This window comes from Paenibacillus sp. YAE3, from assembly GCF_057546105.1.
This window is the reverse complement of the sequence record NZ_BAAIYF010000002.1, coordinates 36679-61020: the sequence shown is the minus strand read 5'-3', so window position 1 is coordinate 61020 and position 24342 is coordinate 36679. Positions and strand designations below refer to the sequence as shown.

The following is a 24342-nucleotide window of genomic DNA, read 5'->3' as shown; positions in this document are numbered from 1 at the left end:
AAATGATAATATACGTTCATGAAAAGGAAGGAGGTTTGGATTCGCATGTTTTAGACTGAATGGTCCGATAAAAAATCGAATTGCTGGCCGCAGAAGAGGCCTGGAAAAGAGGTATCGTTAGATGGCAAGGAACAAAGAATTCGATACGACCCTTGTCCTGCATAAGGCGATGGAAGTGTTCGGACATTACGGTTATGATGGCACATCGCTCCAAACGCTGCTTGATGAACTGGGCATCGCCCGCCAGAGTCTGTACGACACGTACGGGACGAAAAGGGATTTGTTTATCAAGGCAGCCAAACATTACTTACACGAAAAATCCTCGTCGGTTGTCGCCAAACTGGAGCAAGCGGAATCGGTGAAACGAACGATCAGCGACATTTTTCGGATCATCGTGTCCACGCTTCAGGATGAGGAACGGAAAAAGGAATGCATGATTTTGCACAGCGCGATTGACCAGATCCCCCATGATCCGGAAATGGCGGCGCTGTTCGAGCAAGATCGGACACGGCTTGAAAAAGCTTTTTACGAAGCGCTCGTTCGGGCTCAGAAGCAGGGAGAAATCGGGCCGGGCAAAGATCTGCATGTGCTGGCGCGGTATTTGTACCATGTCAGGTATTCGATGACGCAAGCGGCGAAGCTGTCCAATAACCCGAAAGAGCTGGAAGAAATCGCAGCCGTCGCGCTGTCGGTTCTTGATTGTTGATGGAGCGTTCGTTGACGCTTCTTCATTTTGATCATTCTAGATTGAATGGTCTAAAATATCTTTGTTCAAATTAGACCGTTTGGTATGTAAATTGCGAAAAGGAGAAATATCCATGAACAAAAGCAGGCATAAAGGCTTGGCGCTCATTCTTCTTGCCGTTTCCCAATTGATATTGGCGCTGGATTATACCATCGTTTTTGTCGCCATGCCTTCGATTGGAGCGGATTTGGGGTTTTCGGCCAATCATTTGCAGTGGGTGGTTAGCGCATACTCGCTCGTTTTCGGCGGATTTTTGCTGATTGGAGGAAGATTATCCGACCTGATGGGAAGGCGGCGCATGTTTATCATCGCCATCGCTCTGTTCGGCGCCGGTTCGCTTCTTGGCGGATTGGCCGATTCGCAAGTGTTGCTGATCGCGGCGAGAGGATTGCAAGGCCTGGGCGGGGCGCTGCTGTCGCCTTCCACGTTGTCGCTGATCATGTCCAATTTTGACGAAGGCGCCGAACGCAACCGGGCGATGGGCATTTGGGCGTCGATGGGGGGCGTCGGATTGTCGCTTGGATTGCTTCTTGGCGGAGTTTTGACCAGTTATTTAGGCTGGGAGTTCACATTTTTCGTGAATGTGCCGATCGCCCTGATCACGCTTATTCTTGCCCCGTTCGTGCTGGCGGAAAACAAAGCGGCTTCGGGACCGAAGCGTTATGACGCCTTGGGAACGATATCGGTGACGGCGGGGATGATCCTTATCGTATATTATTTGATCCAATCCCCGGTCGAAGGATGGCTAAGCCTCGGACCCTTGCCGTTTGGACTGCTCAGCGCGTTATTGCTCGTTTTGTTTGTCGTGATCGAACAGCGCACGGAAGAACCGTTAATCCCGTTCAGGCTGTTCCGCAACCGCAATTTAACCGGAGCGGCGCTCATTGCTGTCCTATTTTCGGCCTCCTTTGGTTCGCTGTATTATTTTCTAACCCTGTATACGCAGGAGGTACTGCACTACTCGGCCATTCAATCGGGGCTCAGCTTCCTGCCGCTGACGATCAGCGCTTTTTTGGGCGGAAGGCTCATTAATAAAATACTGTCCATAGCAGGCGTGGCCGGTACGGTCGCCATCGGGATGATTCTGGGAGGCAGCGGTTTTTTGGTGCTCACGCAGTTATCCGAGAATGGCTCCGCCTGGGGGATCATTCCGGGTACCGTCATCGTCGGGCTGGGCCAAGCGCTCGTATTTACGACCATGTTCATTGCGGGAAGCACGGGCATCGATCCCAAGGAGCAAGGAGTCGCGTCGGCCATCATTTCGACCGGCCAGCAAATAGGCAGTGCGGTAGGTTTGGCCGCCATCATGGCGATCATCTCCGCCAACCTCGGATCGGGCCTGAAGTTGGAAGCCTTGGAATCAAGCGATTTGAATCATGCCATTCATATATCTTTTTTCGCGGCCTCCGTCACGACGCTGCTGGGCGTAGCCGTTACTTTTATCACCCTCAAACGGAAAAAGCAGCCATCCAAGATGGAGAAAAAAGAAGTGGCTTCGCATTCATATTTTAGACCAATCAATCTGAAAAGGGGAAACAGACATGAACAATGACAGCAAAATTTTAATAACAGGCGCGAGCGGCAAAACGGGAAGCCGCATTACGAAACGGCTTATCGAGTTAGGATACGGCGTTCGAACCGCGAGCCGGGGGCAATCGGCTACACTCGGGGCAGGAGAGCAAGTGACATTTGACTGGTTCGACGAATCAACGCATGCACCCGCTTTAAAAAACGTCGATAAGCTGTATTTGGTCAGTCCGGTTGGGATGATGGATCCTTCGCCAATCGTGCTTCCTTTTTTGGAAAAAGCTTTAAGGGAAGGCGTACGCAGGGTCGTTTTTCTCGGCAGCGCTTCGATCCCCGAAGGCGGCCCGGTTTTTGGCAATATACATCAGGCCATACGCCAGCGCGTTCCGGAATGGGCGGTGCTGCGGCCGTCCTATTTCATGCAAAATTTCACCGAAGGCCATCATGGAGCCCAAATCATCCGTGAAGGGAGCATGATCTCCGCCACCGGGTCGGGCAGAGTCGGGTTCGTGGACGCCGACGATATTGCAGAAGTGGGGGTGAGGGCTTTGATCGATCATCAGCCCCACAACACTGATCATATCATCACAGGTCCGCATTCCCTGACCTACGCGGAAGCAGGTGAAATCATCGGCGCGTCGGCCGGCCGGACGGTCCGTCATATACATGTAAGCACGGGGGAGCTGGCGAACCGGTTGACGTCTTTTGGCATGGCTGAAGATTATGCCCGGTTTCTTGCCGGAATGGATGAAGACATCAAGCTCCATGGCAAGGAGGATTTGGCAACCGATACGGTCGAGCGCATCACCGGGCGCCCTCCAAAGTCGCTGGAACAGTTCGCCGGCGAGCATGCTTCCGTTTGGAAACCGTAATACAACAAAAAACCGCGGATACCGCGGTTTTTTGCCTTTTTGGGCAGGACGGCATTAGCCTGAAAAAATAATATATCTTCATCGGCATCTCATATCTCGGCGATTTTGGGTAAAAATGTTAAGGCATAGGGGGTTCCCGGGCAAGACCAAAAAAACGCAAAGGTGTGTGACATCGATGAACAAAAGAATCGTCTCTCTGTGCCTTGCAGCCGTGCTCATGACAAGCGGTTGCGACCGTGGTGCCAACGGCCATGCGGAAACCGCCGCGGAAAAGGAAAATGCGGAAATGGGCATGATGAGCATGCATCATCACTCCGATTCGGGAGAAGTACCGAAAGGGTTAAAAGAAGCCGAACATCCGACATACCATGTGGGAGATACCGTGGTCATCCACGCGAAACATATGGCTGGCATGGACGGGGCCACGGGAAAAGTGGTCGGCGCTTATGATACCGTAGCCTATTCCGTTACGTACACGCCGACGGACGGAGGCAACCCGGTGCGCAACCATAAGTGGGTCATTCAGGAAGAAATCAAGGATGCGGGCAATCAACCCTTGGAGCCGGGACAGAACGTAATATTGGAAGCCGGTCATATGGAAGGCATGACGGGGGCTCAGGCCACGATCGAAACGGCCGACCGGACGACGGTATATATGGTGGATTACATCCCGACAAACGGGGGAGCCCCGGTAACAAACCATAAATGGGTCGTGGAAAGGGAGCTTTCCGAAAGATTATATAAAAGATAACTCCCCGTACCCGGACCAATCAGCCTCTTTCGTCCTATTTCCCCGGAGGGGCTGCCGATGACGATGCCCGTTTCTCCATCTTCCACTTGCGTAAAACAAGGCGCCCATCGAAAGATGGACGCCTGATTTGCATTTGGACACACGACTTTTTATGGCTTTATGTGGTTTTGTTTCCGGTTTTCCGATGCCGCCGCAGCAGCGGGTAAAACAGGATGCCGCTGACGATCAGCGCAACTCCGAGCAGGAACGTCTTGAGATCCGCCGTCCCCGCGATGATCACCCACAGCGAATAGATCGCCGCCAATCCGGCAATGATTCCCTCGCTTACGCGCTCCTTCCGCACCGTGTAGGTTTCGCCGATCCAGATCAGCTTCAGGTGATAAAGCGAAGCGATCAGGTAAGGCACCAAATAAGCGAGCGTAGCGATATAAATGATAAAATCGAATGCGGCCGAAATGGAGCCGGAAACCGTGGACAGCAGCAAAATCTGGCCGAGCGCGTTGGAGACCCAGAGGGAAACCTTAGGCATGCCTTTGTCGTTTTCCTTGGAAAACGACGGGAGGAACACGCCCAGCTTGGCCGCTTGAAAAGGCACCTCGGCGCTGAGCAGCACCCAGCCGATCGTGGAGCCGAGCAAACTGATCAGCCCAAGACCCGCCAAAAGCTTGCCCCCGATCGGGCCCGTCACGGCGGAAATGCCGTCGACTAACGGATTCTGGGAAGCCATCAGCTGCTCCTGCGTCAAGAGGCCCATCGTCAGCATGCTGATGCCGACATACAGCACGATCGAAATCAGCAGCCCCGCGATGGTCGCGCGGCGGATATCTTGCTTCCGGCGGGCGCGGGCGGCAAAGACCATCGCGGATTCGACGCCGATGAAAGCCCACAGCGTCGCGACCGCAGCCGCATTCACCTGGGAAAGCAGGCCAAGCGTCTCGCCGCCGTCGTTGGTGCGCGGAGCCAGAAACGGCCCGATGTTGCTTTGCTGGAACGCGAATAACGCAATCACGATGAACAGGACAAAGCCGATGACCTTGGTTGCCGTCGCGATGAAATTGAGGCGTCCTGCGCCTTTCATTCCTTTGAGGCAGATGGCATGCGTCCCCCACAGCAGCAAAGAGCAGACGAGGAACGTCAGGATATTACCTGCTTTTAACGTAAAACCTCCGAAATCCACCCAAACCTTGCCGCTCGTAAGCACCGGGAAAAAGGCGGAAAGGTAGCTGGCGAACGTCGTGATCACCGCCACAAAACCCGCAATATTGCCGACCCAATATCCCCAAGTGGACATAAACCCGGCAATAAGCGAGCCTGGCGAGCCTTCGCGGAAAAGTTCCTTCGCATAAATTTGCGGACCGCCGCTGAGTTCAGGTTTGCGGACGGCAAGGCTTCCGAAGACAAGCGCGAGCGTAAGCACGCCCAGCCCGGTAGCAATCCAGGCCAGAATGACGCCCGCAGGGCTTGCCGCTGCCGACAGGGAGCGGGGAAGCATGAAAATTCCGGAACCGACCATGTTGCCGACGACAAGCGCGGTCAGGATCCAGAAGCCCAATTTGTGTCTGGTCATGATGACAAACTCCTTTAGTCGAATGATGAAGTCGCAAGTTAAATGAATAAAAAACACTGACAGGTATTAATCATACACTTTCTTCTGGTAAAGCACCAGAGTAAATTTCAGGAGAGAGCTTTTTTTCGGTTTGATATTTTTGTTAAACGTTTCGGCAGACTTCGCGACGGGGAAGAATAGAAGAGACAGAAAAAAGCGAGATGGGGTGTGTGCCAATGAGAGAAATTCGTGAGATCGGCGGAGGATTCGTCATGGCGGAGGATGGACGGGAGGTCGCGGAAATCACTTTCCAGCCGGTGGATGAACATACGATCATGATTGACCATACGTTCGTTTCGGAAGAGCTAAGGGGCCAGAGAGTCGGCGATCAGCTGGTGAAGGCCGTCGTGGATCTGGCACGCAAGGAAGGCAAGAAGATCGTTCCCGCATGTTCGTTCGCATTGGTCCAATTTAAACGGCATAAGGATTACCAGGATGTGTGGCAGCAGGGCGAAGAAGAATAGGTCATGATGGAGGACATTCGTCAATGAACAAAAAAATTTTGATCACCGGAGCCGCCGGGCGGATCGGGAGCTGTTTGGCCGAAGGCTTGCGGGCCGCCGGCCGGTACGACGTCATCGCTACCGACATCGCTCCCGATCCGGACCGCGGCATCGAAAAGCTGGACGTCACGGACGCGCAAGCCGTCGAAACGGCGCTGCAGGGCGTGGATACGGTGCTCCATTTCGGCTGGGCGAAGGATGAGGACGATTTCCTCGGCAAGGTGCTCCCCGTTATCGTGACCGGAGCCTATCATGTATACGAAGGCGCCCGCAAAGGGGGCGTCTCCCGGGTGATCTTCGCCAGTTCGAACCACGCGACGGGTTTTTACCGGGTAGGCGAACAAGCGACCCCCAAGGACCACCGCCCCGACAGTTTTTATGGACTAAGCAAAAGCTATATTGAGCTGCTGGGCCGGTTATATTCGGATCAATACGGGATCTCTTCCTTCAACATCCGGATCGGCAACTTTCCGGGCGACGACCGTCCGCATTCTGAACGGGCCGCGCATATCTGGATTTCTCGCCGCGATATGGTGCACCTGGCGATGTGCTGCATTGAGGCCGACCCTTCATTGACGTATCTCACCTTATATGGGACATCGGCCAATGCAGACAATTACTACGACATCGGGTATCTGAGCGAGCTGATCGGCTATCGGCCAAGGGATGATGCGGCAGAAGTGTTGGCGAGCCAAAAATACGGAGGAGAAGACATCCGGCATGATCTCGGCGAGTTTCAAGGCGGTCCGGGGGTCCGGAAGGCGGGGCGGAGAGAACGGGAGCCGCAGTGAAGCCGCCGTGGTGAAGCGACGATGATGTTTTTAGCCGAAGACCAAGCGAAGCTTGGCCGCTGAAAATCATGGAGTTTTGAAACCATTCCTGCATTGATCCGTAATATGCGTTAAGCCGTGAAATTTGTAAATGGATCCCAAGGAGGAATTCAATATGAATTGCCCGATTTGCGAAGGTTCTCGCATGAAGGAAGTGGAGAAGGACGGTATCCTGATCGACATTTGCCCGAACTGCAAAGGGGTGTGGTTGGATCGGGGGGAACTGGACAAGCTGATGGCGAACGTCCGGGAAGAGCGTCCGAAATATAACGAATGGTATTACGGGGATTCCGATGAGCATCGCGCTCCCAGGGGACACCAGCCAAGCGGACAGCATTATCCGCCGCCGAAGCAGCACGACTCCGGATATGACAAGCACGGCCATTCCTCGTACCCTTACAAGAAAAAGAAAAAAAGCGTCCTGGACGTGTTCGGGGACTTGTTCGACTGATTCTAACCGTGGGACGCCAAGACATGCATATGCGATATACGAAAATGAAAGCCTGGCTTATCTTAGGATAAATGCCGGGCTTTTTTCGTTGGATCCGGCCAACGATTGACAGTCCGAATTCGCCAGCGCTGTGCTTTCGAAACGCGTTCGTTTCCTTGGACAAAAAGTCAAAATTGTGCACATCACTGAACAAATTCACACGCCTGGCGAGCCCTTGAATCCGATATGATGGTTCTAAAATCGTAAACCAATCAGGATAGGGGATGTATCATATGTGGACCCAAGCGATAGAGGATGCCGTGGCCAAAACGTTAAAAAATATCGACCGGTTCGGACCGAAATTCCCTCATGTAAGCCGAAACGGAACGTACGAGCTTAATGATAACGACGACTGGACCGACGGATTTTGGTCGGGGATGCTGTGGCTGTGTTACGAATATTCCGGAGACGAGCGGTTCCGCCAGGCCGCCGAAGCGACGGTCGCGAGCTTTCGCAAACGTCTGGAGGACCATGTGGTGCTGGATCATCATGATATCGGTTTTTTGTATTCGTTATCCGCCAAAGCCCAGTGGATCATCTTGAAGGACGAATCCGCCCGGCGGTTAACCCTGCAAGCGGCGGATGTGTTGATGAAGCGGTGGCGGGAACCCGGCGGTTACATCCAGGCATGGGGCAGGAAGGACGACGCCAAGGAAGCGGGACGGATCATCATCGACTGTTTGCTGAACCTTCCGCTATTGTATTGGGCAAGCGAACAAACGGGCGACCCGGTTTATCGGGACGCTGCGGCCGCGCAGGCGGAGAAATCCAGGCGGTATCTTGTCAGGGGCGATGACAGTTCGTATCATACATTCTTTTTTAACCCGGAGACGGGGGAACCCATTGGAGGGGCGACGCATCAAGGGTATTCGAACGGTTCTACCTGGACCCGAGGTCAGGCCTGGGGCATCTACGGATTCGCGTTATCTTACCGGTATACCCAAAACCCGCGGTTCCTGGAAACTTCAAAACGCCTTGCCCGTTATTTCCTGGAACATCTGCCTGAGGATCATGTCGCTTATTGGGATTTTAACGCACCTGTAAAAGCCGACACCTACCGGGACAGCTCGGCGTCCGCCATCGCGGCCGCAGGCCTGCTGGAGCTGATCTCCCATCTGGATGCACAGGACCCGTACCGGAGCTATTTTCAGGACATGCTTCTCAAATCGATGACAAGCCTGGTCGAGCGCTATGCCACCATCGGCGAAGAAGACGCGGAGGGGCTGCTGAAGCACGGATCGTATCACGTCAACGGAGGCATCTCTCCCGACGATTACATGATTTGGGGCGATTATTATTACCTGGAGGCGCTCATGCGATTGGAGAAGGGAATCTCGGGATATTGGCATGAACGCAAATGACCGGGATTCGGCAAAAAGGAATGACAACTTGTCCGAGACGAGATACGATACGGGTAGCATGATCATCTTAGAAGCATGAAAGAGGCGAAAGTCACCCATGTTCAAGCTGAACTATTACCGCAGAATCCAGCTGTCATTCCTGTTGTTCATTATCGTGCCGATCATCACCGTTTCGGTGATTTCCTTTGCGCTTATCAAAGAAACGATGGTAGAGAAGCTGCAATTGACGAACGACAATTTTTTGAAGGTCATGACCGACGAAATCGGCAAAACCATAGACGACGCATCGTTTGCCTCCCATTTCATGGTGAACGATACAAGCTTCAAAAAATACCTGAAAAACTTCGCCGATACGGACCGTCTTCGTTCTTACGACGATTACACCAACTTCACCGAGATTAAAGGCGTCTTTTCCCTGATCACGTCCAAGCCTTTGAACAACAACACCCGGATGTATCTGGTAAACCGTAAGCGCTTTATCATTCCTTCGAGCGAAGACGATATGACAAGCGTCAACAAGCACTTGGACGAACTGTACGGCAAAATCGATTTCAACCAGCCGGAAACGTTGCAGTGGCTCGGCATGGTGAGGGACAACCCGGGCAAAGCCGGAACCTATTACATCGCCAGGGTCATCCACGACAAACACGAGAAGCAGTATTTATCGGTTCTTCTGATCGGGATTTCCCAATCGTATTTCGAAAAGCTTCTCAAGCCGGTCGAGTTCGGCAAGGTGGCCTTGTTTGATGCAAAACAGAACCGCATTGCCGGAAGCGCGGAGCTTTCCGCGCCCGATCCGGCAGCCCCTCCGTCCAACCTGCGCTCGGAAGTGACGCTCGACAAAGCGGATTGGACCTTGGTTTATGAGGCCAGCAAAGAGGCGTTTACCGGGAAAATTTCGCGGACCTTTTACGCGGGGATCGGGGGCGTCGTTTTGTTTTTCGTCATTTTTTCGATTTCGTCGATGTTTATCGCCAAAAGGCTGCACAGGCCGATCCAAAAGCTGCAGCGCGTCGTCCGGCAGTTCGGCATGGGAAATTTGGACGCCAGGCTGGAAGTGAAGGGAAGGGACGACATCGCCGAGCTGAGCCGCACGCTGAATACGATGCTCGATCAGCTTCAGGGACTGATTCACGATATCGAACAAGAGCAGGAGCAAAAGCGGGTCATGGAGCTGGAGGCGCTGTTCATGCAGATTCGCCCGCATTTTCTGATCAATACGCTCAATTCGGTCAAGTGCAGCCTGATCCTGCAGCAGGATCATCTGCACAGCGGCATTATCGATTCCTTGATGAGCCTGCTCCGCGCGTACATGAAATTTAACGAACCGGCAACGCTGCAGGAAGAATGCGAATTGATGCGCCATTACGTCGATATCATGAAAATCCGGAACGACATCCCGGTGCAGCTTACGATCGAGTTGGAACCCGGTTTAGCGTCTTGGGCCATGCCCAAGCTGATGCTGCAGCCTTTGATCGAAAATGCGATCGTGCACGGACTGATGGATCATCCGGATGCCTGCATTCGGATCCGCGCCCAACGAAAACAGGGATTCGTCACGATCGAAATCGAGGATAACGGCGACGGCATCGAAGAAGAACGGCTCTTAATGGTGAATGATCGGCTGCAAATCCCCGATTCCGGCCCGGATACCCCTTATGACAGGGTGGGGCTGATCAACGTGGCCCAGCGGCTCCGGTTATCCTTCGGTTCGGAGGCGGGAATCGCGCTGGTTCCGAACAAGCGGCGGGGGATCACCGCCGTGCTGCGAATTCCGGATCGGGATACCTGCAATACTCTTCCAGGGAGGTATGTTATCTGATGTTAAAAGTCATGTTGATCGACGATGACGTTCCGATGCTGAAGGTGCTGAAGCAAATGATCGATTGGGATGCGCTCCAGCTCCATATCGTCGGTTCGACCTATTCGAGCGCCAAAGCGCTGCATATGTTCCAGGAGACTTGGCCGGACATTGTCGTAACCGACATCGGACTCCCGCAAAAAAACGGGATTGAGCTCGCCGAGGCCTTCCGCGGCATGAAACCCGACACCCGTGTCATTTTCTTGACCTGCCATGAAGATTTTCATTATGCCCAGCAGGCAATCAAGCTGAACGCCGACGATTACCTGCTCAAGGATCAGTTGACCGCGGCGCAGCTGGAGCAAAGTTTGCAAAAATCGATCCGGCTCCTCCGCTCCAAAGGAACTCCTTTGGTTCAGAGAAGCTCCAATTATAACAGCGATTTGTTCAAGCAGGGTCTCATCCAACGGGTGCTGGACGGAGCGCATCCCGAAACGACGCGCGAGTACGCGGCCGGGCTCGGGATTTCATGGCAATATCCTTGGTTCATGATGGGGATCGCGCATTTGCATTATGCGACATTTGAACGGCTGTACGTGCAAGGCAACGTCCCGTTGATCGCTTACGCCGTATACAATATCGCCGTCGAGCTCGCTTCCTCGTACGAAGGGATCACGCCGTTCATGGAGCAGGATCATTTAATCATTTTATATAATTACAGGTTGAATTTGGCCGGCAACGCCTACTCCCATTTTCGGGATTATTTGCGGGAGCTGCGGTCCCGAACGGAGCAATTTTTGAAATTGCGGTTAAACATCTCGGCCGTGACGGACAAAATGGAGCTTGCGGCCCTGGGTTCCTGCTATCATCAGATGATTCGGCACAAATACGAGTTTTACGAGAATGGGGATTTTACGGCTGCCGACATGCAGCTTCTCGTTCAAAACATGTTTTTGCCTTTGCCGCAAGGGACGTTGGACGGTATGAAAGCGGAGCTTGAGCGTGCGGTGTTGCGAAACGATCTCTCTGCCATTCGCGAGTTGGCCGCTTCCATCGGGCATATGGCTAAAGAGAAGCGTTTTGAACCGGCCGAGTTCATTCAGGAAATTACGATGCTGCTGCGCCGCATGGACGTCATCTTTGCGGGGAAAAAAACGGATGAGACAAGATACGTTTACCTCCGTGCGGCGAGAACCTTGGACGATTGCATGGAGCTTGCGGAAAGGCAGCTTGCGCATATCGCGCAGCATCAGCAGAAGGGAGCGGCCCGGGCCATCCAAGAGCCGAAGCTGCAGGTGATTCAGCAATTTATCGACCAGCACCTAGCCGACAATATCACTTCGATCGACATCGCCCGGTATTTATATTTGAATTCCAGTTATTTTTCCCGCTATTTCAAGCGGCTCACCGGCGTCAATTTTACGGATTACGTCCACCAATACAAAATGGGCATCGCGGCCAAAATGATGAAAAGCTCCGCGCAGACCTTGGAATCGCTCGCCATGGGGCTGGGATATTCCGACCGCACCTATTTTTCCAAAGTGTTCAAGAAATACATCGGGATGACGCCCAGCGAATACAAAGCGAAGCATGCCGTAAGCAAAACCGCAAGATGAAGCGCTTGCAGCCACGGCGGCTGGCCAACATCGGCTCCGTGCGGAAAAAGTCAAAATATTACCCATACCAGGTCAGAATCCATCCTTCGAGCAGGATGGATTTTTTTTAAGATATAAGCAAGTTCAAATCTCTGGATTTTGCAAATCGTACACGCGGCCTTGAGGCCAACTAATCATGTTGAGGTGATACAAGTGGAAGCTGCCAAACCAACTCTGAAGGCCGAGAAACCTCAGAAAGCCCGCAAATTTTGGACGCCCAAGCGGAAGGAGGCCCTCGTCGGCTGGTTGTTCCTTGCTCCCGAAATCGTCGGGATGCTGCTGCTCAATGTTTTTGCGCTTGGATTTTCCCTGTATTTAAGCTTTACTTCCTGGAACCTTTTGTCCGGGATTTCGGGGATCAAATTCGCGGGGCTCGAAAATTACATTCACATGTTTCAGGATCCGACGATCCTGAAGGCGCTGAAAAACAATTTGATTTATACCGTCCTGACGGTTCCGGTTCCGATCGCGATCGCGCTCGTGCTCGCCGTTTTGATCCATAACAAGGTGTTCTGGAAGGACTATTTTAAGGTCGTGTTTTTTATACCGTATATCTCGTCCATCATTGCCGTTGCGGCGGTATGGAGCGCATTGTTCCATCCTTCCTTGGGGCCGGTGAACCAGTTCCTGATGGACCTGGGCATCTCCAACCCGCCGAAATGGCTCGTGGATCCCAAAACGTCGCTCATTTCGATCGCCATCATCAGCTCCTGGGCCGGACTCGGGTATACGATCATCATTTATCTGGCCGGACTTACGAACATATCGAGCGAACTGTATGAAGCCGCGGAAATCGATGGCGCTACGGCCCTGACGAAATTTTTTAAAATTACGGTTCCGCTGCTTCGTCCGACAACCTTTTTCCTGCTCATCACGATGCTGATCGGCTCCTTTAAAGTGTTCGATATCATTTCCTACCTGACGGAAGGAGGGCCGGACAATTCCTCGACGGTCATCGTGTTCCGGATCTACGAGGAAGGGTTCGTGAACTACAACATGGGTTATGCTTCCGCGATTTCCTGGCTGCTGTTCGCCATCATTGCGGTCATTACGGCGGCAACCTGGAAATTGAGAAAAGAAGAGTAGAAGGAGGAGAGGACGACCATGCCGTTTATTCGCAGAAATATTTCAAAGCTCATTACGACGGTGCTGATGGGGGCTTTATCCGTATTTTTCCTGATTCCGTTCGTGTGGATGGTCTCGTCGGCGTTTAAATTCGAAAAGGACGTCATGCGTTTTCCCATTGAGTGGATTCCTAAATCGATAAATGTGGTGTACAATTTCAAAGCGGTTTGGATGGGGAAAGTCCCCTTCCTGCACATTTATTTCAACTCGATCAAGGTTGCCGTCATCGTTACGTTCATCACCTTGCTCGTGTCGACCATGGCGGCTTATTCGTTCACGAAGCTTAAATTTCGCGGGAAAAACCTGGTGTTTACGGCGCTGCTCGCCTTCATGATCATCCCGGACCAAGCCACGCTGATTCCGCGGTTCATGCTCATCCGCTGGATGGGGCTCTATGATACGCATGTTGCGCTGATTTTCATGAGCATGTTTTCGATTTATTTTACGTTCCTGCTGCGCCAGTTTATGATGGGGATCAGCGATGAATACATCGAAGCGGCGAAAATCGATGGGGCAGGCCATTTCCGAACCTTCGCGTCGATCATCGTCCCGCTCTGCCGGCCGGTGCTGGCGACCGTGGCCATCATCAAATTCATCTGGTCGTGGAACGACTATCAGAACCCGCTCATCTTTTTGCAGACGAAGGACCTGTATACCATCCCGCTCGGCATGACCTTGTTCCGGGACGATTATACGACCAACGACGCCATCATGATGATGGCCTCGCTTTCCGCGATCGTGCCGCTTTTGATCGTATTCATCATTTTGCAAAAACAGGTCATCAACGGGATCGCCTTGGGCGGGGTCAAGGGCTGACGTTGATCGCGTATGCGGTTTCAAAAAGTCAAAAAAGTGATCGTTATACCTCAAAATTATGCACTTGCGAACGACGGCCAGTGATTATACTGGGGTTGCAAGGATGAGGAACTTCCATATTTAGGGGGCAGAAAAATGAGAAGGAAAAGCAAACGGAATTTTGTGGCTTCACTTTGCCTGTTGTTGGCAGCGTTTACCGCGCTGAGCGGATGCGGCGGCAATTCCGGTTCGGCCGGCGGCAGCGGGAAATCGTCCGATGGACAAGTCACGATAAAGTACTACAACTGGGACAATGCCGATCAGGAAGCCGCGACGGACGCGATGCTCAAAGAATTCGAAGCGCAAAATCCGAACATCAAAGTAGAGCATGTCGTGCTGGTTCCCGGCAACTCGGTGGAAATGCTGAAAAAACTCGATTTCCTCATATCGTCCGGCGAAGCCGTCGATGTCGTCAACCTGCCAAGCTCAGGCGCCGTGATCGAACGGGCGGCCCGGGGGGCGCTTGCTCCGTTGAATGAATTTTACGACAAAGAAGGATTAAAGCCGGAAGACGAATATTACGTCAATCCGAAGGTAAGCGACAACTATTACGGCATGCAGATGACCGCGGGTTATCAGTTCGTGCTGCTCAACAAAAATGCGTTGGACGAAGCGGGGCTGCCCGTGCCGACCTATGGCTGGACATGGGACGATTTCCGCGATTACGCGAAAAAGCTGACCAAAGGCGAAGGCGTCGACAAACGTTACGGCACGTATTTCCATACGTGGGAGCTGTACATGAACGCACCTGCCCAGACGGTCATGAAAGACCCGTTCCGCTACGATGACGGCACCACCATCCTTTCGGACCCGACGTACAAGTACTTCTTCCAGCTTCGCAAGGACATGGAGAACACCGACAAATCCGCGAAGCCTTACGCCGATACGCTTGCCGCCAAGCTGAACTACCGAAGCGAATTTTTCAGCGGCGATGCCGCGATGCTGCTTTCGGGAAGCTTCATGATCCCGGATCCGGGGAACGTGGAACAGTATCCGCATGATTTCAAAACCGCGTTTGCGCCGGTACCGCTTCCGCCGCAGAATGCTTTGCCTAAAAACTACGAGGGCGGCAAATATTTCGTGGGCGGCGGCCAGCTGGCGATGGGGGCAACATCCAAACATAAAGAAGAAGCCTACAAGCTGATGCGCTTCATGACGACGACGGACTCGGAATCTAGAATGGAGTTCTCCGGCTGGAAAAAATCCGACCAAAACAAAGTGCTTGACCGTCTGGTCGGCAAAAACAAGGACATGTACGACGTGGATTCGTTGAAAAACACGCTGTTTGGTCCGGACATCAAATATTTGGACGCTTCGCCGATCGTGACGACAAGCTCTTCCGATCTGACCAAAGTCATCGATGACGGGTTCAGCAAATTCATGCTGAGCAACGAACCGATTGACGAGGTTCAAAAGTGGATGGTGGAGGAAGCGACCAAAATCATTAACGAAAAAGAAACAAAGTAATTGGTTTTCGACTAACTCAAGCCAAAAGCAGCAAGCAGCGAAAAAGCCCGCCCGCACGCCAAAGCGTACGAAGCGGGCTTTTTTTCGTTTGTGCGGATCAAATCGCCTGCATCACGAAATAGATCACGAAGAGAAGCGACACGACATAAAAGAGGGGCTTCACTTCGCGCCATTTGCCGACCGCGATATGGAACAGGGCATAGCTGATGAAACCGATCGCGATCCCGTCCACGATGCTGTGCATCAGCGGGATAAACGCGATGATAAAAAACGCGGGAAACCCTTCTTCCAGCCGTTTAAAGGAAATATTGCGGACCGCCGGCATCATCAACCCCCCGATAAAAACGAGGATCGGCGCAACCGCCTGATCCGGGACGAGCATGATGACCGGCATCGCGATCAGCGAGAGCAAAAACAGCGTCCCCGTAACGATCGGAGTCCAGCCGGTTTTTCCTCCGGCGGAAATGCCGGCGGCAGCCTCCACGGTAGAGACCGTCGGGCTTGTGCCGAAGAGGCCGCTCAAAAGGACGGTGAACGAAGTCGCCTGGATGGCGCGCTTAAAGCGCTCCTGTTTTCCGCTCATGTTCAACTGGGCGTTAATGAGTCCGACGTTCTCGAACACGATGACAAGCGTCAGCGAAAATACGGCGACGATCAACGTCGTTATTGAGGCGCCTTTCACCGACAGCTGCCCGAACACGTCTCCATAGGTAGACCAGGAGGACCCTCCAACATCCGCCGCCTTCGAAGGCGCGGCTCCGAGCAGATAAGCCAGCACCGTTCCTCCGATGATGGCCAGCAGCAAATTGCCGGGCACGTTGCGCATGTAGAGGATGCACGTCAACGCCAACGTCGCAAGCGTTACAAGCACGCCCGGATCGGCGAACGATCGCATGGCAATCACCGAGGACGGATCCGAAGCGATCACGCCGCCTTTATGCAATCCGATCAGGACCAGCATGAGGCCGATGCCGACCGAGATGGCTTCCTGAAGCGAGGCGGGAATGGCCGACCGCAGCTTTTCGACGAAAGAGGTCATGCTGATGGCCAAAAAGCAGAGACCGGACATCATGCCGACCGCCAGCGCCTGCTGCCACGTCAACCCCATCCCTTGAACGAGCGTGTAGGTAAACATGGCGTTAATTCCCATCCCGGGCGCGATGATCAAGGGAGCTTTTCCCCAAATGCCCATGACGAAGCACCCGACCGCCGACGCCAGAACCGTGGCGATAATCCCGGCTTCCTGAGGGATGCCGGCATCCGCCAATATCGATGAATTCACAATAATAATGTAGACGATCGCAAAAAAAGATACGACTCCCGCTAACAGCTCCCGCCGCCAAGCGCTCGGGGCAAGGCGGGAAGCCGGACTAGGTGAACCGTTCTCCTTCGTATGCGACGGTCCATGGTTTTCCTGGTGGACCAACCGAATACCTGCTTTCCATTGTAGCCCCTCACCCAACCCTTTCAATGGTATTGAAAGATATGGCGGCGCAAAACCGCCATGTGCATGATTGTATCACATTTATGTCAGCAATAAGGTAAAAAATATGAAACAAAAGTAAAGAACTTTAAATTGTAAGCGTTTTCTAATGAAATCTATAATGGATTTGCGAAGCATTTATAACATGATTTGGATATTTTCTTGCCCTATGATGCAGATCAAAGTTTTCATTGCCAAAATTCAAGGACGAGGGAGGTGCTTATGGCCATGACGACACGAAAATTAAGCAGATCCAGCGTGTGGCTTATCGCCGGAATGACCGTCATTGCCGCCATTGCGTTCATCTTCGTTGAAAGGCCCGTTTTCTCCAAAACCAACCGATCCGACGATCCGATGGCAACCGTAAACGGCGAACCGATCCTCTTAAGCGAGTTTCAAAGAGCCGTACAAGCGAACAAAGCCCGCGTCATCGACTATTTTCACGAAAAATACGGCGCCGGGCAGTCGGCCTCCTTTTGGACCGAGACCTATGGTGGAGAAACGCCGCTTGAGCGTTTGAAGAAGACAGCGCTGGAGGAGAGCGTGAATTTGAAAGTCCAGCAGCTGATCGCCAAAGAACAGGGAGTGCTGACGGATATCCGTTACGACGTTTTTTTGCAAAATTTAGAGGGCGAAAATGAAAGAAGAGCAAAGGCCATCGAAAATCATGAGGTGGTGTTCGGGCCTGCCCAATATACCGAGGATGCTTATTTCGAATATGCGATGGTGAATGCGGTATTGTCGGTCAAAAAGCATTTGGCCGAACATGACTGGAAACCGGACGAACCGCAGCTGAAACGGTTTTACGAAACGAAAAAAAACGAGCTGTACCAAGCGCCCGAAGCCGTAAAGGTGAAGCAAATATCGATATCTTTTCTTGAAGCGGACCTGCATGCCGATGAACGCCGGAAGGCCCAGGCGAAACGAAAAATCGAGGCAGCGGCGGCGAACATCTCAAACGGCATGGCATTCGAGCAAGCGGCAAAGGAAATCGGTCCAGATGGACAAGTTGCGGAGCAGTCCTATCCCTTGGACAGCTTCAGGCATAACGCCGAAAGTCCGGTCGCTCAGGCCGCTTCGATGCTGCAGGCCGGAGAAATCAGCGGAATCATTGAAGAAAACGGCCGTTTTTACCTGATCCAAAGATTGGAGGACGTGAAGGCTGGCTCCCGGTATTTGTCTTTTGAAGCCGTAAAGGATCAGGTGTCCAAAGACTATATCGATGACCGCTATGCCGGTTACGTTCGTCAACGGATCGCGGATGCGCAGGTTGTCGTCAATGAACGACTGTACAAGACGTTTCGAATGTAAAGCCGATCAGGCATTACATAAACGAGGATTTTTGCAAAATCCTCAAATCAAAAACGGAAAGGAATGTTGCTCATTGAGCCGACGGAGATTTAAAAAAGCAATCGGCATGATTCTGATTTTCACCATGTTTTGTTCGTTGGTGATCGCTTTGCCGCCTGAGGCGAAGGCTGCCGGAACGACTTATTACGTGGATAGTGCAGGAGGTAATGACGGAAATAGCGGCACAAGCGAAAGTTCAGCCTGGAGGTCGCTGGATAAAGTGAACGCAACGACCTTCGCCCCGGGCGACAAAATTTTGTTTAAAGCCGGGGGAAGCTGGAATGGCAGATTATGGCCTAAAGGCTCCGGGGAACATGGGAACCCGATCGTCATCGACATGTACGGCACCGGCAGCAAGCCGTTAATCGCCGGGGTGACGTCCGAACTGGAAGCCGTCTTGTTGAAAAATCAGCAGTATTGGGAAATCAACAACCTCGAGGTGACGAACAGCTCGCCGCTGCCCTTCGACAGGGATTGGCAGAATCCGCGGGGCCAGCGGAGAGGCGTCTATATTTTGAATGAGGAAGCAGGCATATTGAATCATATTTATATCAAAAATTTGAATATCCACGATGTGGACGGTTCTTATACGACCCGTTCCGGAGGAATTATCGTCGACTCGGTCGGATCGAACACTCCAAGTGCTTTTAATGATATTTTGATTGACGGCAACACGCTGACCGATGTGGACGCCTATGGCATATACATCGGCTCCAACTGCATTTTGCGCTACGGCATGGGCGATTTATGGCCTTGGGTGCCGAAACCTTACGGACCGTGGACGCCTTCCACGAACGTCAAAATTTCCAACAACACCGTGCTCCGGGCTGCAACCGGCGGGATCGCATGGAACGTAACCGACGGCGCGATTGTTGAGCGGAATACGGTAGGACAGGCCACGTACTTGGCAACGAATGCTTCGATTTGGTGGGCTTATGCGGACAACAATCTCGTGCAATTCAACGAATCGTTCGCAAGCGTCAACGGCGCCGAGGACGGCCACGGCTTCGACGTGGATGCGGGCAACATCGGTTCGTTGGTCCAATACAATTACAGCCACGACAACGCCGGCGGGTTCATGCTTTTTGTCAACGATACCTATTACACCGTCAACACGATCGTGCGATACAACATCAGCCAAAATGACCGGAAAAGCATCTTCCGTTACAGCGGCTCGATCGATAACGTCTATAATTACAACAATACGGTTTATGTAGGCAAAGCGTCCGGCAACCCGGTCATGAGCGATTATTTCACGAAAGCTTCGGGCACGCCGCGCAACATTAAAAATTATAACAACGTGTATTACAGCGCGGGGGACCGGGGCTGGGATTTGCGGGGCCAGACCTTCGATTACAACGCGTATTACGGAGGGAATACGTTAGTGCAGGCCGATGCGCATAAGGTGACCGCCGATCCGAAATTCGTCGACCCCGGAAGCGGTTCGATCGGCATGAATACCGTCGGCGGATACAAGCTGCAAGCCGACTCCCCGTTGATTGGGGCGGGCATACGGATAAACGACAACGGAGGGCGGGACTATTTCGGCAATCCGCTGTACAACGGGGCTCCCGACATCGGCGCGCACGAATATGAAGGCAGCGTGCCTCCGGCCGGCTCCATGCCGGACCCGATCGATATCGTACGGATCCGTCCGGTCAGCACGCCTGTGGATGATTTGGCACCGCTGGCCGTCGCCAGCACGTCGTTTCATTCTTCCCCTTCCGAGCCGATCGGCAGCATTAACGACAAATATTACGACACGGCTTGGAAAACCGATGATTCGCCTGCGTTCCCGAATGATATTACGCTGGATTTCGGCAATGAACCCGTTTCCGCCAACCAGTTGAAGTTAAATACGAGAATGGGGAAAGAATCCGGGATCACGGATTTCGATCTGGAATATCATAACGGCTCTTCCTGGGTTCCGATTCGAACGGGTATTCACCTGACGTGGGAGTCGACGACCGGCTATAACGAGATCAAATCCGTGGAGTTCCCACTGACCCGTTTCTCTAAACTGAGATTGAAGGTCCATGACGGGAATCGGCAATCGGGACATCTTTCGCTGAACGAACTTGAATTATACAACAATCCTGATTTATACAAAGACATGGTCACGACGAGTTTTCCGACAGGGGCCGGCGAAATTACGAACATCCTTGACGGCAATTTGAACTCGGCGTGGGGAAGCGCCACCAATATCAGCTTTCCGGGTTACATCACCCTGGATTACGGAGATCGACCGGTACCCGTCAATAAAGTCACGTTGGTCACTTTTTTCGGCATTGGCCAAGGCATTACCGATTTTGACGTTGAATATTATGACGGCAGCCGCTGGCAAACGGCGTTATCCGATGCTTCCGTCGAGTGGAAGCTGAACGACAGCACGAAAGAACGCCAAAGCGTTGCTTTTCCGACGGTAAACGCCTATAAACTTCGGTTGAAGGTGAGCGATGGCAACCGGGTGTGGGGTAACATTGCGCTCAATGAGCTGATCGTAGAGCACATTCCTGAACATATTCCCGTCACGGGAATTTCGCTCGATCAGCCCCAGCTTGTGCTTAATCAGTCTTCCGATCGCCGTGTGGAACTGAAGGCAACCGTTACGCCGGAAAACGCGACCAATCCAAAGATCGCTTGGAGCACAAGCGATGCCCGGGTGGCCACGGTGGACGATCAGGGAACGGTGACGGTCGCAGGAGAAGGAACAGCGGTAATCACCGCCCAAACGGATGACGGCCATTTTGAAGCTTCCAGCCGCATCACTGTCGATTGGACGGCACCGGAAATTACGATCCGTTCGGTAACGACTTCCGTATATAACACTGGCATGCTTCAACCGCAATTGGACATTTCGGACCGTCTGACCGGAGTCGACGAGGCGAAAACCGAAGTGCTGCTGGACGGTAACAAATTAGAGACATTAGACGGCGTACCTCTGTACTTGTTGGAGCCTGGAGATCATGTATTGACCGTTCAAGCCGCGGATTTGGCGGGGAACGGGGCGGAAAAATCCGTCCATTTTCAGGTGCTGACCAGTTATGAAACGCTCGGGGAGCTGGTCAGGCATTTCGCGAATCGCGGCTGGATCGACAACCAAGGGATCGCAAACAGCCTGCTGAAAAAATTGCAAAAACGGAATGCAAGCAGCTTTATTCAAGAAGTGGAGGCCCAAAAAGGGAAGCACATCTCTGCCGAAGCCGCGGAGTTTTTGCTGCGGGACGCGGGGCGGCTGCTTAACCCATAGCCATTAGCCATTTTAACAAGAGAAGATGAAGCGAAGCGCCTGTTTCCGCGGAAACGGGCGCTCCTCATTTAAAGGAAAGCTAATGCGCATCCGCAATGGTAATCGGCCAACTCTTTGGCGAATCGCTGATCCGGAAACCCCCGGCGAAGCAGCTTCAAACCGCCCGAGGTCAGCGAAATATGATGAAGGAAGCGGTAGAAACGCATCCGGTCTTCATCGAGCGAACCATGTTTCAGATAACGGTAGAACTCGCCGAACCTGAACGACATAAAACTATGCTCATGTTCAATGTCAAAAAACATCGCCCCTTCAATATCAATCAGATAGGGTTCCAGTTTGTTATCTACTAGAACATGATCGGGTCCCAGCTCTCCATGAATAAAACCGTACTCCGTCCGCGGCGAGATCCTCGATTCAAGCTCGTTCATGGTATCAAGCAGTTTCCCATGGTTCGCTGCAATGCGTTCCATGTGGCGGGAAACGTAATCCAGCTGCGTTTTGGCGTTTTCCATTTGAAACTGCTGAGCGGTTCCCGCGCTGAAATTAGGCTCCGTCAGATTTCCGAAGGTTTCCCTTTTGTCGGCATGCATGGTCGCAAGCATTTCCCCCAACCGTTGGAACAATTGATGTTGGACTTTCGAATCGGAATGATGGAAATAGTCCTCCGCTTTTTGTCCTTCCACGTATTCCACCAAGGCATAATCAAAAGGGTAACGGTTCCGTGCTTTATTTACGTCGTAAAGAGAAGGCGTACGAATGCCTTTTTGCGTCAAATACTTATTGTTATGTTCAAAAAGATCGCTGCCGAAGGATCGCTGGCCCGAATTTTGATGCACTGTTTCTTCTTGAAAATAATTCATCGACAGATCCCATACGTACAACACGCAGGAAAATCCATTGCTGCAGCCGATCTTGTAGACGACTTTTTGCGCGCCTCCGTGCATTCTCGACACCTCGGCAACGGAATAGCCGGTACCCAAAACATCCCGAATATACTCCTGCAAATCCGCTGGATCAAGATGATCCGTTCCATTCATCGAACAACACTCCCGTACACAAGTTTTGCCGGCCCTCCAAGCATAGATAAAATCCGGCCGAAAATATAGACTTTTTCTTTCCGGATTGGTATGATGTTGAATAAGGTGTCGATAAAAACAGCCGTTCAAAGCCTTCGGATTTCATTCCTTAGGCTTTTTGTTTGCGCTCCGATGATGGGACGCCGGACATCATTAGACCATTACATAAAGAAACGAGGATGAAACATTGAAAGCACTAAAATCCATATTATTTGTGTTGTTCAGTTGCTTGCTGCTTTTGACCGGTTGCGGAGTAGCCGAAATACAGCAGACCCAGCAGCCGGGCCACCCATCGAGCCACCAGCAGGCGCAACGGCAAGACCGTCAGGAGCAGTCGGATCGTTTAACCACGTTTGAAGGCGTTGCGGATTACATCAAGGAGCATCATAAACTGCCCGACAACTTTATTACGAAAAACGAAGCGAAAAAGCTGGGCTGGGACGCCCAAAAGGGAAATCTGCATAAGGTTGCGCCGGGAAAAAGCATCGGCGGCGATATTTTCCGGAACCGCGAGAAAAAATTGCCCGATAAAAAAGGGCGGGTCTGGTATGAAGCGGATATCAACTATACATCCGGACACCGGGGAAAAGACCGCATCCTTTTTTCCAACGACGGTTTAATTTACAAGACGGAAGACCATTACAAGACGTTTGAGCAAATCAAGTAAACATTGGAGGAGCTTAACAAATGCGAACGATCATTTTAGATGGCGGGAACATCGGGAGCATCGACCAGCTGCATGCCGTCCTCAAGGAAGGTTTGGATTTGCCCGATCATTACGGCGGCAATCTGGACGCGTTGTGGGATAGTCTGACCGGATGGGTCGACATGCCGCTGACGGTTCGTTGGGTCCGTTTTAAGGAAAGCGAAAAGAAGCTGGGGGAATACAGCCATTCTCTGCTGGAGCTCTTTCGCGACGCCGAGGAGGAGCTTGAAGGCTTCCGGTTGGAACTCGAATAAGATCGGCCGACTGCAAAATTACATATATGTATTTGAAATGTACCGAAAAAACCTGATCCGTCAGGTTTTTTTGTTTTTCTCGGAAAATGTCGCGGATCCGTCGGCAGTCGTTTGGACATGGAGAAGTCCAGAAACGGTCTTGACAACATACTCGCCGCTCGTATACATTTGTATACAAACGAGAAGTGTATACGAATGTATACATAAGAAAGAGGGAGCAATCATGCGCGAAGGCAGACATGAACGGAAGGGACACCGCGATCCCATGGAGCATAGGGAAGGCCGGGGCCGCGGACATGAAGACAGAAAGGAGCGTTTCCATAGCGCCCAGACCTTTCGCCGGGGAAGAGCGATCGCATTTTTGGAAAAATTGAACGTCAAACGGTCGACTTTGGTGCAGCAGCTGGATCAGTCGGAATATGCATCCATTAAACAGGTGATCAGCGGGGAGCTCAAAGCAACGGATGCGATCATTCAGGAGTTTATCCATACGTTCGAATTGTTTGAAGCGGTCCCTGGGAACGACAACAAAAGCGAAGAAGACGACACGAAACATGAAAATCAATGAGGCGGTGGGTAAAGGCAACCTGGGTCTGCACATGATTTCGTCTTTCGGGACATTCGTGACGAAGCCG

The 24342-nt window shown here is 52.3% G+C and carries 21 protein-coding genes; 18 read left to right on the top strand and 3 right to left on the bottom strand.

The features are described from left to right. Positions 1 to 121 precede the first annotated feature (121 nt). From AC27KL_RS03160 to AC27KL_RS03145, 4 genes are all read left to right on the top strand, one after another. A complete protein-coding gene (locus tag AC27KL_RS03160) occupies positions 122 to 706 on the top strand; it encodes a TetR/AcrR family transcriptional regulator (protein WP_487168819.1) in 585 nt (194 codons plus the stop codon). Between the two features lie 112 nt (positions 707 to 818). Then, positions 819 to 2297: an MFS transporter gene (locus AC27KL_RS03155; protein WP_487168818.1), complete on the top strand. Its 1479-nt coding sequence runs from the start codon at positions 819 to 821 to the stop codon at positions 2295 to 2297. Then, positions 2287 to 3144 (top strand): NmrA family NAD(P)-binding protein, encoded by an 858-nt coding sequence (locus AC27KL_RS03150; protein WP_487168817.1) that lies wholly within the window; start codon positions 2287 to 2289, stop codon positions 3142 to 3144. Before AC27KL_RS03155 ends, AC27KL_RS03150 begins: the two co-directional genes overlap by 11 nt. A gap of 175 nt (positions 3145 to 3319) precedes the next feature. Then, on the top strand, positions 3320 to 3895 hold the full coding sequence (locus AC27KL_RS03145; protein ID WP_487168816.1) for a YdhK family protein: 576 nt from the start codon (positions 3320 to 3322) through the stop codon (positions 3893 to 3895). A 157-nt stretch (positions 3896 to 4052) separates the two neighbouring features. On the opposite strand, the gene AC27KL_RS03140 is transcribed toward AC27KL_RS03145, so the two are convergent. Beyond that, complete coding sequence (locus tag AC27KL_RS03140; RefSeq protein WP_487168815.1) at positions 4053 to 5462, bottom strand: amino acid permease; 1410 nt, start codon at positions 5460 to 5462, stop codon at positions 4053 to 4055. Positions 5463 to 5677: 215 nt separating this feature from the next. Here AC27KL_RS03140 and AC27KL_RS03135 point away from each other — a divergent pair, with 215 nt between their 5' ends. The 9 genes from AC27KL_RS03135 to AC27KL_RS03095 all read left to right on the top strand — a co-directional run bounded on the left by AC27KL_RS03135 (position 5678) and on the right by AC27KL_RS03095 (position 15588). Beyond that, a complete protein-coding gene (locus AC27KL_RS03135; RefSeq protein WP_487168814.1) occupies positions 5678 to 5965 on the top strand; it encodes a GNAT family N-acetyltransferase in 288 nt (95 codons plus the stop codon). Between the two features lie 23 nt (positions 5966 to 5988). After that, complete coding sequence (locus AC27KL_RS03130) at positions 5989 to 6795, top strand: NAD-dependent epimerase/dehydratase family protein (RefSeq protein WP_487168813.1); 807 nt, start codon at positions 5989 to 5991, stop codon at positions 6793 to 6795. Between the two features lie 154 nt (positions 6796 to 6949). Then, positions 6950 to 7285 (top strand): TFIIB-type zinc ribbon-containing protein, encoded by a 336-nt coding sequence (locus AC27KL_RS03125; protein WP_487168812.1) that lies wholly within the window; start codon positions 6950 to 6952, stop codon positions 7283 to 7285. A gap of 272 nt (positions 7286 to 7557) precedes the next feature. Further along, a complete protein-coding gene (locus AC27KL_RS03120) occupies positions 7558 to 8685 on the top strand; it encodes a glycoside hydrolase family 88 protein (protein WP_487168811.1) in 1128 nt (375 codons plus the stop codon). 97 nt (positions 8686 to 8782) lie between these two features. Further along, positions 8783 to 10507 carry a sensor histidine kinase gene (locus AC27KL_RS03115; RefSeq protein ID WP_487168810.1) on the top strand — a complete coding sequence of 575 codons (1725 nt, stop codon included), beginning with the start codon at positions 8783 to 8785 and terminating at the stop codon, positions 10505 to 10507. Further along, complete coding sequence (locus tag AC27KL_RS03110) at positions 10507 to 12102, top strand: response regulator transcription factor (RefSeq protein ID WP_487168809.1); 1596 nt, start codon at positions 10507 to 10509, stop codon at positions 12100 to 12102. The genes AC27KL_RS03115 and AC27KL_RS03110 overlap by 1 nt, the downstream gene beginning before the upstream one ends. A gap of 192 nt (positions 12103 to 12294) precedes the next feature. Continuing rightward, positions 12295 to 13227 (top strand): carbohydrate ABC transporter permease, encoded by a 933-nt coding sequence (locus AC27KL_RS03105; RefSeq protein WP_487168808.1) that lies wholly within the window; start codon positions 12295 to 12297, stop codon positions 13225 to 13227. Positions 13228 to 13245: 18 nt separating this feature from the next. Continuing rightward, positions 13246 to 14082: a carbohydrate ABC transporter permease gene (locus AC27KL_RS03100; protein ID WP_487168807.1), complete on the top strand. Its 837-nt coding sequence runs from the start codon at positions 13246 to 13248 to the stop codon at positions 14080 to 14082. A 135-nt stretch (positions 14083 to 14217) separates the two neighbouring features. Further along, positions 14218 to 15588, top strand: a complete 1371-nt coding sequence (locus AC27KL_RS03095; RefSeq protein WP_487168806.1) for an ABC transporter substrate-binding protein — start codon at positions 14218 to 14220, stop codon at positions 15586 to 15588. A 97-nt stretch (positions 15589 to 15685) separates the two neighbouring features. Here AC27KL_RS03095 and AC27KL_RS03090 read toward each other — a convergent pair whose 3' ends face one another. After that, positions 15686 to 17014, bottom strand: a complete 1329-nt coding sequence (locus tag AC27KL_RS03090) for an NCS2 family permease (RefSeq protein WP_487168805.1) — start codon at positions 17012 to 17014, stop codon at positions 15686 to 15688. 285 nt (positions 17015 to 17299) lie between these two features. Here AC27KL_RS03090 and AC27KL_RS03085 point away from each other — a divergent pair, with 285 nt between their 5' ends. Both AC27KL_RS03085 and AC27KL_RS03080 read left to right on the top strand, forming a co-directional pair. Beyond that, positions 17300 to 18382: a peptidylprolyl isomerase gene (locus AC27KL_RS03085; RefSeq protein ID WP_487168804.1), complete on the top strand. Its 1083-nt coding sequence runs from the start codon at positions 17300 to 17302 to the stop codon at positions 18380 to 18382. Between the two features lie 73 nt (positions 18383 to 18455). Further along, on the top strand, positions 18456 to 21671 hold the full coding sequence (locus AC27KL_RS03080; protein ID WP_487168803.1) for a discoidin domain-containing protein: 3216 nt from the start codon (positions 18456 to 18458) through the stop codon (positions 21669 to 21671). Between the two features lie 68 nt (positions 21672 to 21739). On the opposite strand, the gene AC27KL_RS03075 is transcribed toward AC27KL_RS03080, so the two are convergent. Next, on the bottom strand, positions 21740 to 22708 hold the full coding sequence (locus AC27KL_RS03075) for a phosphotransferase family protein (protein WP_487168802.1): 969 nt from the start codon (positions 22706 to 22708) through the stop codon (positions 21740 to 21742). A gap of 226 nt (positions 22709 to 22934) precedes the next feature. Here AC27KL_RS03075 and AC27KL_RS03070 point away from each other — a divergent pair, with 226 nt between their 5' ends. The 3 genes from AC27KL_RS03070 (at position 22935) to AC27KL_RS03060 (ending at position 24275) form a co-directional block, all read left to right on the top strand. Beyond that, the gene (locus tag AC27KL_RS03070) at positions 22935 to 23414 is read left to right on the top strand and encodes a ribonuclease (RefSeq protein ID WP_487168801.1); all 480 of its coding nucleotides are present in this window, start codon (positions 22935 to 22937) and stop codon (positions 23412 to 23414) included. Between the two features lie 20 nt (positions 23415 to 23434). Continuing rightward, positions 23435 to 23707 (top strand): barstar family protein, encoded by a 273-nt coding sequence (locus AC27KL_RS03065; RefSeq protein WP_339324657.1) that lies wholly within the window; start codon positions 23435 to 23437, stop codon positions 23705 to 23707. A 223-nt stretch (positions 23708 to 23930) separates the two neighbouring features. After that, positions 23931 to 24275 carry a hypothetical protein gene (locus tag AC27KL_RS03060; RefSeq protein ID WP_487168800.1) on the top strand — a complete coding sequence of 115 codons (345 nt, stop codon included), beginning with the start codon at positions 23931 to 23933 and terminating at the stop codon, positions 24273 to 24275. Positions 24276 to 24342: the final 67 nt, after the last annotated feature.